We start from the raw sequence: 15,276 nt of genomic DNA on the forward strand, positions 1-15,276 counted from the left end.
TTTAGCGATATGTATGTTGAATGGTAGTAATACATAGGAAAGTTTTATAACGAAGAAAATATAACCAATAGATTGATTTTTCTTTATTTTGTTATTTACATATTTATCCTCTCGGTTCATAATTTTAATGGAGAAGGAGAAAATATATGGTTCACATTAAGGTAACGCCTGAAATGCTAGAAGAAGTTGCAAATCGTGCAAGTAATACCAGGGTCGCATTAGAATCTATACATAATAATCTATGTAATGATATTGATCATTTGTGTTTTCAATGGATTGGTGCCTCTAATCAACAGTTCGTTCAAATGTTCAATGATGCCAAACCAAAAGCTTTTACATCTATCAATTCTATTGTACAAGTAGAAGAAGATTTAAAACGAATCGCTGAGAAATTCCGTACCGCAGATACTTCATATGATGGAAAGACTTCCGATGATAATATTGAAGAAGGGGCGATGTGTGGTCCATTAAATAGTGAGAAAAAAAATACCTCTTTATCGGACAAATTAAAACAAAGTCTTGAGGAAACTTATGAAGATTTTAGTGAAATAAAGAACGCCGATGAGTCTTTATATGATAAGTTTAAACATGGTGCAGAAGCAGCTTATGAAGGCTACAATAAAATAAAAGGTGCCCTTGACGATGAAGTCGAATCTACATTTGAAAAAGCCGGATTAGGTGCCCCCTATCATTTTATCAAAGGCGGAAAAGAGGCTCTTTCTGATGAATTAGTAGGACTTGCAGATGCAGTTATCCATCCAATAGACACATTTAATAACACGATTGAAGCCGCTTCTCACCCAGTCGAGACATTCAACATGATAAAACAAAAGATTTCTGATTCTTGGAATACCGATGTTGTAAACGGGGATTGGAATAGTCAAGCTGAATGGTTCGGAGGTGCAGGTGTTCATACTACACTTGCTGTTGGACAACTATTCTTAGGAACAAAAGGCGTAGATAAGATTTCAATGTTGAAACCTGGCACTAAATTAGTTGAGATGTCGCAAACTGCAAAACAGAACTTTGAATACGCCGCATCTTTATTTAATCGTAATCATAAAGAGTTTGCTATTGCTGGTGCGGGCTCAGGAATACCTTCGATAAAAGACTTTCTTTGGAGAGCAGATAGCGGAGAAAGTAATGGAGGCAGCGGATTTAATACCCTAATACAAAAAGGAGGCAAAATATTATCAGAATTAGATATCTCTTCTTTTGAAATAAAAGATAAACATTTGAATAGCTCAACAGCAAAAAGAGCAAGGAAATTTTCAGCAAACACTCCTGAAGAAGCCTCCGAAATTGTATCAGATGCATTAAAAAATGGAAGAGTATTAGAAATTTTAGATAATGGACTAGGAAGTGCAAATCAAAATTCTTTTTCAGCAATAATAGAGACTGGGAAAATCATTGGAACTAAGGGAGAAACAAAAGTAAAAATAGTTTATGATGAATTAAAAAATATATGGACTACTTATCCTGTAAAATAAGGAATGATGAATTTGAAAAAAGAGTTTAATAAACAAGCCTTTTTAGAAAAGAATGGAGAGTTCTCTAAAAACAAGTTAAAAGATTTTTTGATATCAGAAATTGAGGAAGATACGTTAGAAGATACTATTACATTTTTAAAGTGTGAAATTGGAAAAGAAAATGAAAGACTAAAAGAGGATTTGTATCATGGTGACAAATATGATGGAATTATACTTGATGGAAATCAATATTTAATAAAAAAAGAAGGGAAGCAAGCAATAATTATTGATGCAATATCGGAGGAACACTCAAAAGAGACAAAATTCACAAGGTTTGAATTACCAATTGATACTCTACTATACATTATTATCAATAAGAACAAAATTTTAAAAGAATTATAATACCCTATAAATTTTAAAAAAGGGGCACCTGCTCCTAGCGACCTACTCTTTTGGCATAAAGAAAATTTAACGTCTGAACAAATTTTAGAAATAGATTTGAATTATAAGAAAGAAAAGAAAGTACAGATTAATAACATATAAGTAAAGAAGCCAACTTTTCTGTCTTTGTAGAAGTTGGTTCTCTTTATTTTTATTCGGATTTTTTTACATACGCATTACTAGTCGTAATGTAGTACGTATTCCCTTTCGAATTGCTAATTAGAGTCGATATCTTACGTTTTAACCCCGTTTTCCTAGAAAATTATCAGCGAATTTGAGTACGTATATCCGAAGTAATATAAATGCCTTTCTAAACGACTTATATACTTTAAAACGTAGAGTATTATCTAGGGATTTAGACCCGAGGTTTTAAATTTTGCACGGATTTTGCAGGCACCTTGCGAACCAAACTCCCGAAAACCTCCCCCACCCCTAAAAAAAGAAGCCGGTATTATCTACCGACTACAATTTAAATGTTTTTAATTTGTCCTCGATTTGTTCTTCCGTGATTCCAATGTAGCGTAATGTAATCGAAGGGTGACTATGATTTAATATCTTTTGCAACTCCGCGACGTCCTTATGCTGCTTATAGTACCAATACCCGAACGACTTTCTTAACGTATGATTACCAACGCTCTCTACTCCTGCAAAGTCTGCGGCTTTATTTAGCTGACGATATGCTTGCGTTGGTGAGATTGCCTTGTCGCCTTTCCTCGAAGGGAACAACCACTCGCTATCCAGCGTGGATACGTATGCCTGTATCTCGTCGTATATCGAGTCTAGGTAGATAGTGCGTTTCTTTTGTGTCTTACCTTCCTTAACGATCGCCTTACGTTTCCCCTTTACATCCGATACCTTTAGCTTTAATAGATCACCGACACGCAATCCCGTATTGATACCGATTAAGAATAGTATATAATCCCTTTCGCTACAATGTCTGCGTAATGACCACTTCATGTTATCGATTTGTTCTAAATCTCGAATCGGTTGCACGTCTTTCAATTGTTTCATACGAAATCTCCCTCTCCCCAAACGCAGTAATATCAACGTTTTGAATGTACGATTTTTTAAGATAAGTCTATTTTATCGTCGATATCCCTCAATGTCAATAGAATAAACGAAATGAATGTACGTTTTTAAATAGAATCACACATTCGTAATGAGGGTCGAAGTTTTTGAAGGACGTCCGTCGTGAAGGCGTAGACTAATGGAGTCGGAAGTAATCCGTAAGCAGAAAACGAGTTTCTTCTATTATATGGACGAAAAACGACCCGATTCCGAAAGTTCCAATCGGGCGTCTATCCATCGTTGGCGACTGACGAAATGTAAACCGTTGTAAACTGACGAATTCATTTCCTACTATATATAGCGGAAAAATAGGACGCTTTACATTTACGTTAAAATTTATCGGAGGGCTACGATGCACAGTTTCCGTGCGTGGGCAGTATGTAATCGGTAGTAAAAATGTAAGTAGAAATGCACATGTGAGCATATATTAGTTCGTTGGCTTAATCCTTAACACTTTTTCGAAATTAAAAGTGCTAAAATGACTACTAAAACCGCGTAATGTCAACGTTTATAAGCCCTCGTCCTTAAAGAGAAGTATATAAAAGTGCTAAAACCTTGAAGTCTATTTCTATCGAAATATCCTTCCATCATTAATATATTCGGCGGTAATCACTTATATAAAAGAACTCCGCTAATAGATGATGAGATGCAATGAGCGTAAGCGAAGTTGCCGGGGGTTAAATACTAAGGAGGTGTAACTAGTGAATAATGAGATAGTAGTTTTTGATTATGGTCGATTAGATACTAATATGGCTGATTTCTTGCGAAAAAAAGAGAATAATATGCAAGATATTGTAGGTAAAGCTTATAAAGACTTAGGGAGAGAATTAAAAGAAGTGCAGGATGAACTAGCAAGCCATGATCAGTATAAAGGAGTTTTTGAAAAATGGTACACAGCATTGGGCTTCGCTAAAAGAACTGTTTATGCTTACATTAACTACTACAATGTTGTGCGACAGGCGCACGAGATGCAAGCGAAGGTAGATGTGGAGTCGTTGCCCAAAAAGTTAATATATGCTATCGGATCTAGTAACTCAGAATCAACGGAACCTAAACGACGAGCGAAACAAGCAGTATTAAACGGAGAAGTCAAAACGTTAAAGGAATACAAAGAGTTAGAAAGATCGTTACACCAAGCCGAAGAAGACAAACGAAAGCTCGGCCAGCTATTAACGGAAGAACGTAATAAGCCGCCGGAAGTCGAATACGTTATTGATCCCGATACTGAAATTTAATTACGTTTGTATCTATCCGAATAAGGTCGTATTGCATCACTTCACCAGTTAGCCCTATTAGGTCAATCACCGAGGAGTGATTTACGCTATTCCCTTATCGATCTCCAATGGGTAAAAAGTACACATTGGGTTTCTTTGTTACTGATTCTGTGGACAGCTCGACTTCATTAAACGATGGTAAATCCGCTACCATACCTCCACTTCCTGTAAATAAATTAACACACTACCATTCTCCTTTACGTAATATGGAGATAGAAAAAGGGCATCGCATTACACGACACCCACTTATAATCTATCTCTAGTTTCCGCGTCTATTATCTCTAAACGCGATAATCGTCATAACTCCAATTACAACAGTCGTCAGTTGCTCCGCCATGCTTAAGGCTTCTTTTGTAAACTCGATCAATAGCTACACTCCTTTCATCGCATCAAATCGCGTGACTTAATGATTTAAGCGTAGCATATTTTATTACGTCAAAACTCAAGGCGGAGTTTAATAACATCCAACCGTTTTTTACTGAGAAATCCTTCTGTATCAAGGGTTACGCATTATTTACGCTATCTTATAATTATTTCACGTGAAACAAGAAAATTCGACATACCCCCTAAAACTTTCCGTCCTCCCCTCGTATTTACCGACAATTCCCTCGATAACCTACGCCAACTCTCGCCCTCTTCCCCTAACTCCCCATCGCAATCCCTCCTCAATTTTATCAGTAAGTTGTCTCGTTATTTCCGCTTATAATCGAAGTTGCCTTTACCGCTTATCTTCACCTTTACTCTTCGTTATTAGTACGCTTCAGGGCAAGCCCTCACTGCTTCACATCTACGGATGCGCCTCCCGCTATGGGCTACGTCCCCTTACCGATCAGTTGCCTATCGTCGCTTTCGTCCTCCCTTAACGTTTACTCTTCACTCCGTTAGTGGTAGTCGCTACCATCCTCCGCCTATCTTGGCTAGTGGCGTATACTTCGTTATTTTTTGTTTTTGCCCTTGACTGTCTTTACGCTTTTTTGCTAGCGGAAGGAGGACGGTCTAGGAAACGATGGGGCAGGCTTCACCCCTAGGCACCACGTTAAAAAAATAAACGAGGCGCGAAGAGGTGAAGCACATACTAGCGTCAGTCGTTGGCTGAGGTTTCCGCGTACGCCCCTTCCGACTTCGGCGATTGATTTCTCTCTCGCCCACCGTCTTTCTACATTGCAGCATGTCCCACAATGCGCCGGTACTTTACGTACCCGCCTGACGATGCACCTCGCCTTTACAGATTCGTAAAAGCGCCATGCGTCCACTCCTTACCGTTAATGGCCGTAACCGCCTAGACCTGTACACGCACGGAAGGGTTATGCGTTTAGCGTACAGCGCCTTACTTTCCGACATTGGCTAGGCTCACCTGTTCAAGTTTTTAGCGTGGTGTTAGGTCGTTCCCACGTTCGGAGATTACCGTAACCTAGCGCCTAAAAAAGTGTATACTTAAGAAGCCTTGCATTCCTCGAATTTTTTCGATAAAATGAAGGTGCTAGGTAATCGGATTATCCGGTATTTAATTGTTGTTAAATGCATGGTAATCGGAATGTCCGGTATTTAGTTTTGAGTCGATTATTTTGGGTCACGGACTGCGCCAACAGTCTACCCTACGAGGAGCATCCGCCAAGATGCTCTTTTTTTTATTTACAAGAAGCTTCGTAAACTCTCTGCTACCTCTTCTTTTTCTAAATGTAAATAACGCGTCGTAACGGCTATATCGCTATGACCTAACGCTTTAGATATCAATGCTATATTTGCACCTTTCTTAAGCAAGTTCTTCGCAAAACCTCGTCTTAATGCGTGTGGGTTTATATTCTTAAGCCCGTGATCCTTCGCATATTTACTCAATCGCTTTGTTATATTGTTATTTGTTGGACTTGTTGCAATCCGCCCTCCACTTTTAGTGATAAATAGGTAATCGTTACGTACTTTATGTTCTTTTCGAATGATGTCGTTTTGTCTCATAAGAACGTCCAATAACCTCATAAGTACCTCATCGAATGGTAAATGTATCGACTCATGATTTTTAATAATACCGCCGTCAATTCTTAATAATTTCGCATCTAAATTAACGTGCTTATGTTCCAGTTGCGATAACGTTCCGACACGTATACCTGTTTGATACATGGTTAATATCGCTACCGCATCACGTAACTCTATAAAGTGTGTTAAATCGAGCATTGATAGCAGAATATTTATTTCGCGGTCAGTTGCCCCCTCTTTAACAGGACTATCCACCTTTATTTTGACATTTCGCCAAAAATTAATATCAACCCATCCATTATCAAAACAACGCCCTAAAAACGCTTTTAGGCACTTTAAACGTGTTAGTTTCGTTTGGTTACTCACGTTCATGGACGATAACCATAGATAAATATGATCAACGTTCAACTCTTCGATAAACTGAACACCTGTTACTTCGATAAAATGGTTAACATGTAATTCGTAATCACAAATCGTACGTTCACGTAATCCCGTCGCTTTCATTTGACGAATAACTGTTACGAGTGCTTTGTCGATTGCAAAACCTCTGACACGTTCCTTTTTCGGTTTACGATTAAAAACATCCGATAAATCTACGTTAACTGTTAGAGAATCTTTTCTTTTGGACATAAAAAAATAAGCCTCCTAACTCGTTGTTGATCGATCACTGACCGTTTCAACTGAACGAATTAAAAGGCTTATATCACGCGGTTTTCGACCTTACCGCAAGGTTTTTTATAGCGTCCCAGGAGAGATTCGAACTCCCGACCGACGGCTTAGAAGGCCGTTGCTCTATCCAGCTGAGCTACTGGGACATGGAGCGGGTGAAGAGAATCGAACTCTCGACCAGAGCTTGGAAGGCTCTTGTTTTACCACTAAACTACACCCGCATATTTCATTTTTTATTTGTTGATGTCTTATCGACAATGTTTATTATATTTGTACGTAAAGATAAAGTCAATACTTTTTTTCAAAGAGGATAAGAAATTTTTATCCTCTTTGAAATGTTACTTGTTCAACAACTTGTCCTTCTAAAGTTTTAAACTGAACTTCTATCTCATGTTCATTCATTTGTAGCAGCGCAAATGTTTTTTCTTTACGAGTCCGCGGCAATAAAATGCTACCCGGATTAATAAATAACATATCTTTATAAATTTCTGCCCCTAAAACGTGCGAATGTCCAAAGCAAACAACGTTAGCTGTTACTTCTTCCGCATAGTACGCCAATGTTTGTAATGTCATTTTCACATTATGACGATGACCATGCACAATTAAAAAGCGAACGTCTTTCACATCCATAACAATCTCATTCTCAAAATCATTATGAAAATCGCAATTTCCTTTTACAATTTTAAATCCTTGAATATCTTGATGCTCTGAAGTTAATTCAGAGTCACCGCAATGAATCATCACATCAACTTTTCCTTCATACATTTCTTTTAGTTGCTGCAATTCTTTTACTGAACCATGACTATCACTTACAATTAAAGCCTTCATCAGTCTCTCTCCCTTACTCCTCTAAAAACCATTCCGGGATTTTTTCTTCTAACTTGCGAAGCGCACGTCCGCGATGACTAATGGCGTTTTTCTCATCTGAAGTGAGCTCAGCCATCGCTTTTTTATATTCCTCTACATAGAAAATTGGATCGTATCCGAAGCCATTGTGACCACGGCGCTGTTCTAAAATTTTCCCTTCGCATGTTCCATTTACAATGACCGGTTCTTTATCGTCTTCAGGAAAAGCAACCGCTAATGCACAGTAAAAACGCGCTGTGCGCTTTTCAAGCGAAACACCTTCTAATTCACTTAATACTTTATCAATATTCGCTTGATCATCTTTTGGCTCACCTGCATAGCGTGCAGAGCGTACGCCAGGTTTTCCGTGTAAAGCATCCACAATTAAACCGGAATCATCAGCAATGACAATTGAGTTTAATTGCTTGCAAAGACTATCCGCTTTTAAAATTGCATTTTCTTCAAATGTTTCACCAGTTTCCTCTACTTCCTCAATATGAGGGAAATCATGAAGAGATTTTACTTCTAAATCAAATCTCTCAAATAGCTCAGCAAATTCACGCACTTTCCCCATATTTTTCGTTGCAATTACAACCTGTTTCATACTTCCACCCCTATTCAATATGAGATACGATATCACCTAATGCTTCTTTTTGTTTCTCAATAAGCTGTAAAATTCCATGTTCTGCAGCATCAAGTAATTCATTTAATTGAGCGCGGCTAAATGTTGCTTCTTCGCCAGTCCCTTGCACTTCAACAAAGTGTCCTTTTCCTGTCATAATTACATTCATATCAACATCTGCTTTCGAATCTTCTGCGTAATTCAAATCCAGAACAACGCCTTGTTCTTCCAAAATTCCAACTGATGTCGCGGCTAAATAATCTTTCACTGGAATTTTCGTCACTTTTTCTGCTTGTAATAACTTTTCAAATGCCAATACCATTGCGACATATGCGCCCGTAATAGATGCTGTTCGCGTTCCACCATCTGCTTGAATCACATCACAATCAATCCACACTGTTCTTTCTCCAAGCGCTTCTAAATCAACAACCGCTCGCAGCGCGCGTCCAATAAGACGTTGAATTTCCATTGTACGGCCTGTTACTTTCCCTTTACTAGACTCACGAATCGTACGCTGTTCCGTTGCACGTGGAATCATCGCATATTCCGCTGTTACCCAGCCTTTTCCTTCACCGCGCATAAATGGAGGTACTCGCTCTTCAACCGTTGCCGAACAAATCACCTTCGTATCTCCAACTTCAATTAGTACAGAACCTTCTGGATGTTTTAAATAATTTGTATGAATATGTACATGGCGTAATTCTCTTACTTCTCTACCATCTACTCGCATAAAATAACCCCCTCATAACTACTATTTGTTAGTATAGCCAAATTTAAATGTAGGATATGTATCACAATAGAAGAAGGGGAATTCAAAAAAGACATTCCCCTTTCTTACATAAGTATATCAAATTATTTATGATTAAAAACTACCAGTATTCACGTTTTGTGGTCGTTGAACAGGTTTTATTAATTTTTCTCCTTCTTCATTCATAAGATTGGCTTTCCCATTTACTTCAACAGATACATTCTTTACTCCTTGTTTTTCCGTTAAAGATAAGACGAGAGACTGCAACACATAGTTCGAAATCATGTTTTTATCTTTATTTGCATATATATTTTCGTTAAAGTTTAACGTCACCTTTCCATCTTGCATTTTCGGTTCACTAACAAGTTTTACCCCAGGATTAAAGTCATTTAACAAGGAAGAATGCGATGGTCCTTTCACAAGTTCATTTATTATTGTTTCCACTTCATTTTCTTTCCCTTCCGCAACGCGGCGGGTTACTGGTACATAATACTGCCTTTTATTATTTTGCGCCATAAAATAAAGTGTCACAGGCTTTGTATTCGTTACATCTGTTACTTGTTCATCATCAAAATTAATACCGTCAGCACGGCTCACACTCTCACCAAGGGGCGTCCCTCCAACAGGCATCTTCGTTAATTTCTCTCCGTTCATTTGAAACTTCACCTGTTTAATATCTTTAAATTGTGTTAACGTCCATGCAACGGATTCAACAATTTGACGTTCTTCTTCTTTTTTATAGTTTTTCACTTCCTTTGAAAAATCAATAACCGCTGTCCCATCTTTTTTCAAATCAACTGTCATAGTTGTGTTTGCTGGTAAAACTGCTCGAAATCCATTTGGTAATAAATTTTCTACCGGACCATCCTTCACAAGATATTCTAACGTTTGTTTCACAACTTCATTTTGTTTTGGAATAGGCAACGCTAACGTTTGTGGTACGACATAACCATTTTTATCAACAAGGTACAATTCTCTTTGTGTAGTTTGCTCTTGCTTTTCTTTCGTTGTTACTTCTTTCTTTCCTCCTTCTGTATAGGAAACTTTCTTGGGCGGATCAATCTGCTCTATTTCATTCTCCTTATTTAGCAAACCACAACCAGATAACAATGCCGCGCTTACCGTAACACAAGCAAGCCATTTGAAAGTGGATTTTGGCATACCAATTCCCCCTAAAATCTAAGTTTGTACTATATGTATACAAGCCTCTTATCTTTTAGAACACGCAATCATAACTTCTCCTATCATTACCGATCAAATAAAAAAACTCCTGAATCAGGAGTTTTTTATACGAATCTATTTCTTATTTTGTTTCCAAATCAATATGTTTCACATTCTCAATCGGCTGTCCAAACCATTTAGATGCAATCTCTTTAAACAAATCTATTTTACCTGTTGTTAAAAATAGGTGGTCACTTTGTTCTTCACCCTCATTTAACATCTTACTATGATATAAAATGGTACTCACTTCACGCGCAGTTTCGTCTCCAGAACTAATTAACTGTACTTTCTCACCCATTACTCGCTTAATAACCGGACCTAAAATCGGATAATGTGTACATCCTAAAATTAATGTATCAATTTCAGTACGTTTTAATGGTTGTAATGTTTCTCTAACAACCTCATATGCCATTTCACTTTCAAAATTCCCGCTTTCTACAAGTTCGACAAACGGCGGGCAAGCTAAACTCTCTACCATTACCCGATTATTAATAGATTTTAACGCTTCCTCATACGCACCGCTTTTTACCGTTCCAATCGTGCCAATAATCCCAACATGGTACGTATTCGTCACTTTTAAAGCTGTACGTGATCCTGGATGAATTACACCAACAACTGGAATCGGTAATTGTTTTTGCATTTCTTCTAACACAACTGCTGTAGCTGTATTACATGCAATTACTAACATTTTAATATTTAACGCTAGCAAATGTTCCGTCATTTCCCATGTAAATTGACGCACTTCCTCACGAGAGCGCGGGCCATACGGACATCTCGCTGTATCTCCTAAATATATAATACGCTCTTTTGGCAGCTGACGAATTAACTCCTTCGCTACTGTTAATCCGCCAACTCCTGAATCAATGACACCAATCGCTCTATTCAACATAATCACCTATTTTCTCATTCATCATCTGTTTCTTTATTTATATATTCTATATACTTTACGGTTTCATTTCACAAAGTACCTCTGTTCACATTTTTTCATATGTACCTGTATAGACCAGGACCTTTTTTATTTTGCTCCTTTTTTTCGCAATTTGCAAGACAGAAAAAAATAGCCGACCTTTTAAACAGATCGGCTTCACCTATTATAACTCGAGTTCTCCCATACGAAGAAGCTCAACAACCGCTTGCGAGCGTCCTTTAACCCCTAGCTTTTGCATTGCATTTGATATATGGTTGCGTACGGTCTTTTCACTAATAAATAGTTCACTTGCAATTTCTTTTGTTGTTTTATCTTGAACTAATAATTCAAATACTTCTCTCTCTCTCTTTGTGAGTAACGGTTTAGATTGATACGCTTTATCCTTCAACTGGTATAACCCTCCTTGCTTAAGCCAGAGCTGTACATGTGTAAGTTGGGTGTTTTATTTAGTCAAGATATTGTATGAATAAAGCGCACGAGTGGTGAATGAAAATAGGCTACATTTTGTGTGCGAATACACATTTGTATGCAATTTATTCTTTCATGCGGAATCTATAAATAAAAAGGGTCTAAAACGAAGCCCTTTTCTATTTTATCTCTCTTATTGTATAATCAACTGAAAATTAAAACAATTTTACTTCATTTAGCATGAGATACATATATACCGCGTTTGTATTTCATATCATTTAATTGCCCCTCTATATTTTTCCATATACAATAAAAGGAAACAAAATCACCGATATATAAAAATAGGTGATTCACATACGAAAGGAGAGGATCGTATAGTGGCAAAACAGTTACGTAAGTCTGAAACTGATAAAATGCTATTCGGTGTATGTGGTGGTTTAGGTGAATATTTTGATATAAGCTCTAGTATGATTCGTATCCTTTGGGTTATTGCTGTCTTATGCTTTGGAACAGGATTTTTAGCTTATCTTATCTGCTTATTACTTATGCCACGCTCTTATTAGCACCGTTATTCGGTGCTTTTTTCTATCATTTAACAGATGCGTCAGTTAACCCAGCTCGTAGTATTGCACCAGCTTTATTCGCTGGCGGAGAGGCTGTATCTCAATTATGGGTATTTATTGTTGCCCCAATTATTGGTGGTATCGTTGCTGCTATTGTAGGGAAATTTGTATTGAATACTGAAAAATAATATGATAAATAAACAAGCGAGCCTTATATGAAAAGGCTCGCTTGTTTATTTTTGCATTTTCGATTGTAAGCTTGTCACAAGCTGCTGTACTGTTACATTCGCAAGTACATGTTCCATTGCTTCTTGTGCTTGTATTAAAATAATTTCTAATACCGATTGAATATTTGCTCCGACTGGACATTCGACATTTGGATTTTCATGGAAGGAAAATAAATGTCCTTCTTCTACTACTTCCACCGCTTTATATACATCAAGTAATGTAATTTCATCTAAATCCCGAGCAAGTGATGTACCACCTTTTCCAGCTTGAACATCAACAAGACCTGCTCTTTTCAGCATTCCTGTAATTCGGCGGATCACAACTGGATTTGTATTTACACTACCAGCAATCCATTCAGAGGTACAGCGAGAGTTTCGATCGATCGCAAGTAACGTTAACATATGAACACCTACTGTAAAACGGCTACTAATTCCCATCTGCACACCCTCCTTTACGTTCATTCTATCAAAAAACATACATACTATTATATACCATTTCTTCTTTATACATAAAGAAAAAGCATGATTCTCCTTAGAAAATCATGCTTTTATCCTTATTGACGCTTCATAAACTTAGCTAAATCTTTAAATTTCACTTTATCAGAGTAGTTCATAACACCGTTGACATAAATGCGACTTGCAATCCAGTTAATGATTACAATCGTTACGACTAAAGTCGCTAATGTAGCACTAATCTCTATAGCCCCTGCCTCACCAGCAACAATACGCGAGAATGTAACCATCGGCGTAAAGAATGGGATATAAGAACTAATTACAACAAGTGTACTATTTGGATCTGTCAATGCTTTAATACTAATGAAAAGTGCACCCATTGCTAAAAATATAATTGGCGTTGCAACAGTTTGCAAATCTTCCGTTTTAGATACAACTGCTCCCATAGCTGCATATAGCATTGCATACAATAAATATCCTGTCACAAAGTAGATTAAGAACATACTAATGACAAATGAATTTAACGCCTCAAAATTCAGAAACAGTCCGAACATCCCGGAATTGTCAAAATCAACCCAACCAATTGCATATGGAATGAAAAATCCACAAGCTGCAATTAATAGCTGGGATAAGGCCGTTGCAATTGTTGCTATAACTTTTGCATACATCAATATGATTGGTTTTACTTTCGGAATCATAACTTCCATAACGCGAGAAGCCTTTTCGGATGCAATACTCGTTCCAATCGCATTCCCATACATGAGAATAAACATGTATAGTATAAATGTAAAGAAATACCCGATACCAAATATGCTCGCACGATCTTTTATCGCTTCTTCTTTTAGTGGAATTTCCACCTGTAATTTCTGTGCTACATCCGGTGAAATATTATTCGTAGTAATCGTTATTTGTGTATATTGTTGTTTTAAATACTTTGTTATAACCGCAGATTCTGCTTCTTTCGGAAATCCACTATATATATATTTCACTTCTGGAATTCCATTCTTTTCTGTTATATGAAACAATCCATCTAAATCGCCTTCTTCAACTTGCTTATGTAACTTATCATACTCTTCTTTCGTACCCAATTTCGCCTTCGCATCTGGTAACAATTTATTCAATTCATCTTCTTGTACTTTATAAGTAGAAGTTTCTACTACAATTGCAATCTTATCTTTATCCTTACTTTCATCTCCACCAGATGTAAAGTGATTAAAAGCAAAGACACCAAATATAAGTAAAAATAAAATACCGCTCGTAATTAATGTCTTTTTAGAAAGAAATGATTCCCTAAAATAAAATGAGAATACATGAGAAAATTTACGCATCACTATTTCGCCCTTTCTACAAATATTTCATTTAATGTCGGTTCAAGCATTTTAAACTGCCTTAAGCTCACACCTTGTCCTTGTAACTTCTGCAAAATCATTAAGGCTTCTGCATCATCATGAACCTTTACATAGAGCAGTCCTTGTTCTTTTTCGTACGAAATATGTAAGGCTTGCAATGCCTGTTCATTTTCTATCACATCTTCAATTGTTAAGTTACGAAAACCGTATTCTTTTTTTATGTCGCTTAGTTTCCCTTCTACAACCGCTTCTCCTTTCTTTAAAATACAGACGTGTTGACAAAACGCTTCCACTTGTTCCATACGATGGCTTGATAAAATAATTGTTTTTCCCTTTTGTATTTGCTCTTCAATTATATTTGCGAGCATTCCAGCATTAACTGGATCGAGCCCGCTAAATGGCTCATCTAAAATAAGAAGCTCTGGATTGTGAAGAAGCGCAGCAATTAATTGTATTTTTTGTTGATTTCCTTTTGAAAGCTCTCCTGCCATTTTATATTTATATTCCGGAATGGCGAGTTTTTCTAACCAGCAATCAATCGCGCGGTCTACTTCTTTTTTCGTCATTCCTTCTAATCTACCAAAATAGCGAAGTTGATCTACTACTCTACTTTTTGTATACAATCCTCTTTCTTCCGGAAGATACCCAATCGTTACACCACTTTCAGAAATAGCTTTCCCATCCCATGTAATGGACCCTTCATTCGGCGTTAATAAACCGAGAAGCATTTTGATCGTCGTTGTTTTTCCTGCACCGTTTCGGCCAAGTAGTCCTAATACTTCTCCCTTCGGTAATGAAATATGTAATTGATTAACTGCTTTTGATTCGCCAAATATTTTTGTTAACTTTTGTATTTGTAAACTCAAATGATAACTCCTCCCCTTCTCTATCATGATATTTTATTCTCATATACTTAATTTATCCATCATTCATTTAAAATTGCAAATCGAAAACTACCTATTATCAATTATAATCACACAAATATATAATACTATATATAAAAATTACGATAAATATTA

15 protein-coding genes, 2 tRNA genes and 1 pseudogene are annotated in these 15,276 nt (G+C 37.0%); 5 read left to right on the forward strand and 13 right to left on the reverse strand.

The features are described 5' to 3' along the window. Positions 1-146 precede the first annotated feature (146 nt). Together MR063_RS03760 and MR063_RS03765 are read left to right on the forward strand one after the other, a co-directional pair. Positions 147-1,490 carry a WXG100 family type VII secretion target gene (locus tag MR063_RS03760; protein WP_242193464.1) on the forward strand — a complete coding sequence of 448 codons (1,344 nt, stop codon included), beginning with the start codon at positions 147-149 and terminating at the stop codon, positions 1,488-1,490. A 6-nt stretch (positions 1,491-1,496) separates the two neighbouring features. Further along, a complete protein-coding gene (locus tag MR063_RS03765) occupies positions 1,497-1,871 on the forward strand; it encodes a hypothetical protein (protein ID WP_242193466.1) in 375 nt (124 codons plus the stop codon). A gap of 501 nt (positions 1,872-2,372) precedes the next feature. On the opposite strand, the gene MR063_RS03770 is transcribed toward MR063_RS03765, so the two are convergent. Then, entirely contained in the window at positions 2,373-2,921 is a 549-nt protein-coding gene (locus tag MR063_RS03770; protein WP_242193470.1) for a tyrosine-type recombinase/integrase, read from the reverse strand. An 806-nt stretch (positions 2,922-3,727) separates the two neighbouring features. On the opposite strand from MR063_RS03770, the gene MR063_RS03775 reads away from it, so the two are divergent. Next, the gene (locus tag MR063_RS03775; protein ID WP_242193471.1) at positions 3,728-4,213 is read left to right on the forward strand and encodes a hypothetical protein; all 486 of its coding nucleotides are present in this window, start codon (positions 3,728-3,730) and stop codon (positions 4,211-4,213) included. A gap of 1,671 nt (positions 4,214-5,884) precedes the next feature. Here MR063_RS03775 and MR063_RS03780 read toward each other — a convergent pair. From MR063_RS03780 to gerE, 9 genes are all read right to left on the reverse strand, one after another. Then, positions 5,885-6,853, reverse strand: a complete 969-nt coding sequence (locus MR063_RS03780) for a tyrosine-type recombinase/integrase (protein ID WP_242193473.1) — start codon at positions 6,851-6,853, stop codon at positions 5,885-5,887. A gap of 111 nt (positions 6,854-6,964) precedes the next feature. Continuing rightward, positions 6,965-7,038: transfer RNA gene (locus tag MR063_RS03785), tRNA-Arg, on the reverse strand. Position 7,039: 1 nt separating this feature from the next. Beyond that, a tRNA-Gly gene (locus MR063_RS03790) sits at positions 7,040-7,113 on the reverse strand. Between the two features lie 100 nt (positions 7,114-7,213). After that, positions 7,214-7,720, reverse strand: coding sequence for a metallophosphoesterase family protein (locus MR063_RS03795; RefSeq protein ID WP_242193475.1), 507 nt, complete (start codon positions 7,718-7,720; stop codon positions 7,214-7,216). A 13-nt stretch (positions 7,721-7,733) separates the two neighbouring features. Further along, positions 7,734-8,342 carry an XTP/dITP diphosphatase gene (locus MR063_RS03800; RefSeq protein ID WP_242193477.1) on the reverse strand — a complete coding sequence of 203 codons (609 nt, stop codon included), beginning with the start codon at positions 8,340-8,342 and terminating at the stop codon, positions 7,734-7,736. A 10-nt stretch (positions 8,343-8,352) separates the two neighbouring features. After that, positions 8,353-9,090 carry a ribonuclease PH gene (gene rph, locus MR063_RS03805; RefSeq protein ID WP_242145271.1) on the reverse strand — a complete coding sequence of 246 codons (738 nt, stop codon included), beginning with the start codon at positions 9,088-9,090 and terminating at the stop codon, positions 8,353-8,355. Positions 9,091-9,222: 132 nt separating this feature from the next. After that, positions 9,223-10,269, reverse strand: a complete 1,047-nt coding sequence (locus tag MR063_RS03810; protein WP_242193478.1) for a GerMN domain-containing protein — start codon at positions 10,267-10,269, stop codon at positions 9,223-9,225. Between the two features lie 142 nt (positions 10,270-10,411). Further along, positions 10,412-11,218: a glutamate racemase gene (gene racE, locus MR063_RS03815; RefSeq protein WP_277927776.1), complete on the reverse strand. Its 807-nt coding sequence runs from the start codon at positions 11,216-11,218 to the stop codon at positions 10,412-10,414. A gap of 202 nt (positions 11,219-11,420) precedes the next feature. After that, positions 11,421-11,645: a spore germination transcription factor GerE gene (gene gerE / locus MR063_RS03820; RefSeq protein ID WP_012095666.1), complete on the reverse strand. Its 225-nt coding sequence runs from the start codon at positions 11,643-11,645 to the stop codon at positions 11,421-11,423. A gap of 397 nt (positions 11,646-12,042) precedes the next feature. On the opposite strand from gerE, the gene MR063_RS03825 reads away from it, so the two are divergent. Together MR063_RS03825 and MR063_RS03830 are read left to right on the forward strand one after the other, a co-directional pair. Further along, positions 12,043-12,228, forward strand: coding sequence for a PspC domain-containing protein (locus MR063_RS03825; protein WP_242145643.1), 186 nt, complete (start codon positions 12,043-12,045; stop codon positions 12,226-12,228). After that, positions 12,201-12,416 (forward strand): annotated as a pseudogene (locus MR063_RS03830) (aquaporin); the annotation flags it as partial. The gene MR063_RS03825 and the pseudogene MR063_RS03830, both read left to right, overlap by 28 nt. Before the next feature lie 45 nt (positions 12,417-12,461). On the opposite strand, the gene MR063_RS03835 reads toward MR063_RS03830, so the two are convergent. The 3 genes from MR063_RS03835 to MR063_RS03845 all read right to left on the reverse strand — a co-directional run bounded on the left by MR063_RS03835 (position 12,462) and on the right by MR063_RS03845 (position 15,123). Continuing rightward, positions 12,462-12,893, reverse strand: coding sequence for an Rrf2 family transcriptional regulator (locus tag MR063_RS03835; protein ID WP_242193479.1), 432 nt, complete (start codon positions 12,891-12,893; stop codon positions 12,462-12,464). 116 nt (positions 12,894-13,009) lie between these two features. Further along, the gene (locus MR063_RS03840; protein WP_242193480.1) at positions 13,010-14,236 is read right to left on the reverse strand and encodes an ABC transporter permease; all 1,227 of its coding nucleotides are present in this window, start codon (positions 14,234-14,236) and stop codon (positions 13,010-13,012) included. A 2-nt stretch (positions 14,237-14,238) separates the two neighbouring features. Next, positions 14,239-15,123: an ABC transporter ATP-binding protein gene (locus tag MR063_RS03845; protein WP_242193483.1), complete on the reverse strand. Its 885-nt coding sequence runs from the start codon at positions 15,121-15,123 to the stop codon at positions 14,239-14,241. Positions 15,124-15,276: the final 153 nt, after the last annotated feature.

The sequence above is a fragment of the Bacillus cereus group sp. BfR-BA-01492 genome (assembly GCF_022662815.1).
GTDB classification, from domain to species: Bacteria; Bacillota; Bacilli; order Bacillales; family Bacillaceae_G; genus Bacillus_A; species Bacillus_A cereus_BD.

Bases quoted from the DNA above. Each gene is read 5' to 3' on its own strand.
- MR063_RS03840 (WP_242193480.1), bottom strand. From the start codon at position 14,236: ATGCGTAAATTTTCTCATGTATTCTCATTTTATTTTAGGGAATCATTT.
- MR063_RS03780 (WP_242193473.1), bottom strand. From the start codon at position 6,853: ATGTCCAAAAGAAAAGATTCTCTAACAGTTAACGTAGATTTATCGGAT.
- MR063_RS03775 (WP_242193471.1), top strand. From the start codon at position 3,728: ATGGCTGATTTCTTGCGAAAAAAAGAGAATAATATGCAAGATATTGTA.
- MR063_RS03760 (WP_242193464.1), top strand. From the start codon at position 147: ATGGTTCACATTAAGGTAACGCCTGAAATGCTAGAAGAAGTTGCAAAT.
- MR063_RS03835 (WP_242193479.1), bottom strand. From the start codon at position 12,893: ATGGGAATTAGTAGCCGTTTTACAGTAGGTGTTCATATGTTAACGTTA.
- MR063_RS03770 (WP_242193470.1), bottom strand. From the start codon at position 2,921: ATGAAACAATTGAAAGACGTGCAACCGATTCGAGATTTAGAACAAATC.
- MR063_RS03800 (WP_242193477.1), bottom strand. From the start codon at position 8,342: ATGAAACAGGTTGTAATTGCAACGAAAAATATGGGGAAAGTGCGTGAA.
- MR063_RS03795 (WP_242193475.1), bottom strand. From the start codon at position 7,720: ATGAAGGCTTTAATTGTAAGTGATAGTCATGGTTCAGTAAAAGAATTG.
- MR063_RS03765 (WP_242193466.1), top strand. From the start codon at position 1,497: ATGAATTTGAAAAAAGAGTTTAATAAACAAGCCTTTTTAGAAAAGAAT.
- MR063_RS03810 (WP_242193478.1), bottom strand. From the start codon at position 10,269: ATGCCAAAATCCACTTTCAAATGGCTTGCTTGTGTTACGGTAAGCGCG.
- racE (WP_277927776.1), bottom strand. From the start codon at position 11,218: ATGTTGAATAGAGCGATTGGTGTCATTGATTCAGGAGTTGGCGGATTA.
- rph (WP_242145271.1), bottom strand. From the start codon at position 9,090: ATGCGAGTAGATGGTAGAGAAGTAAGAGAATTACGCCATGTACATATT.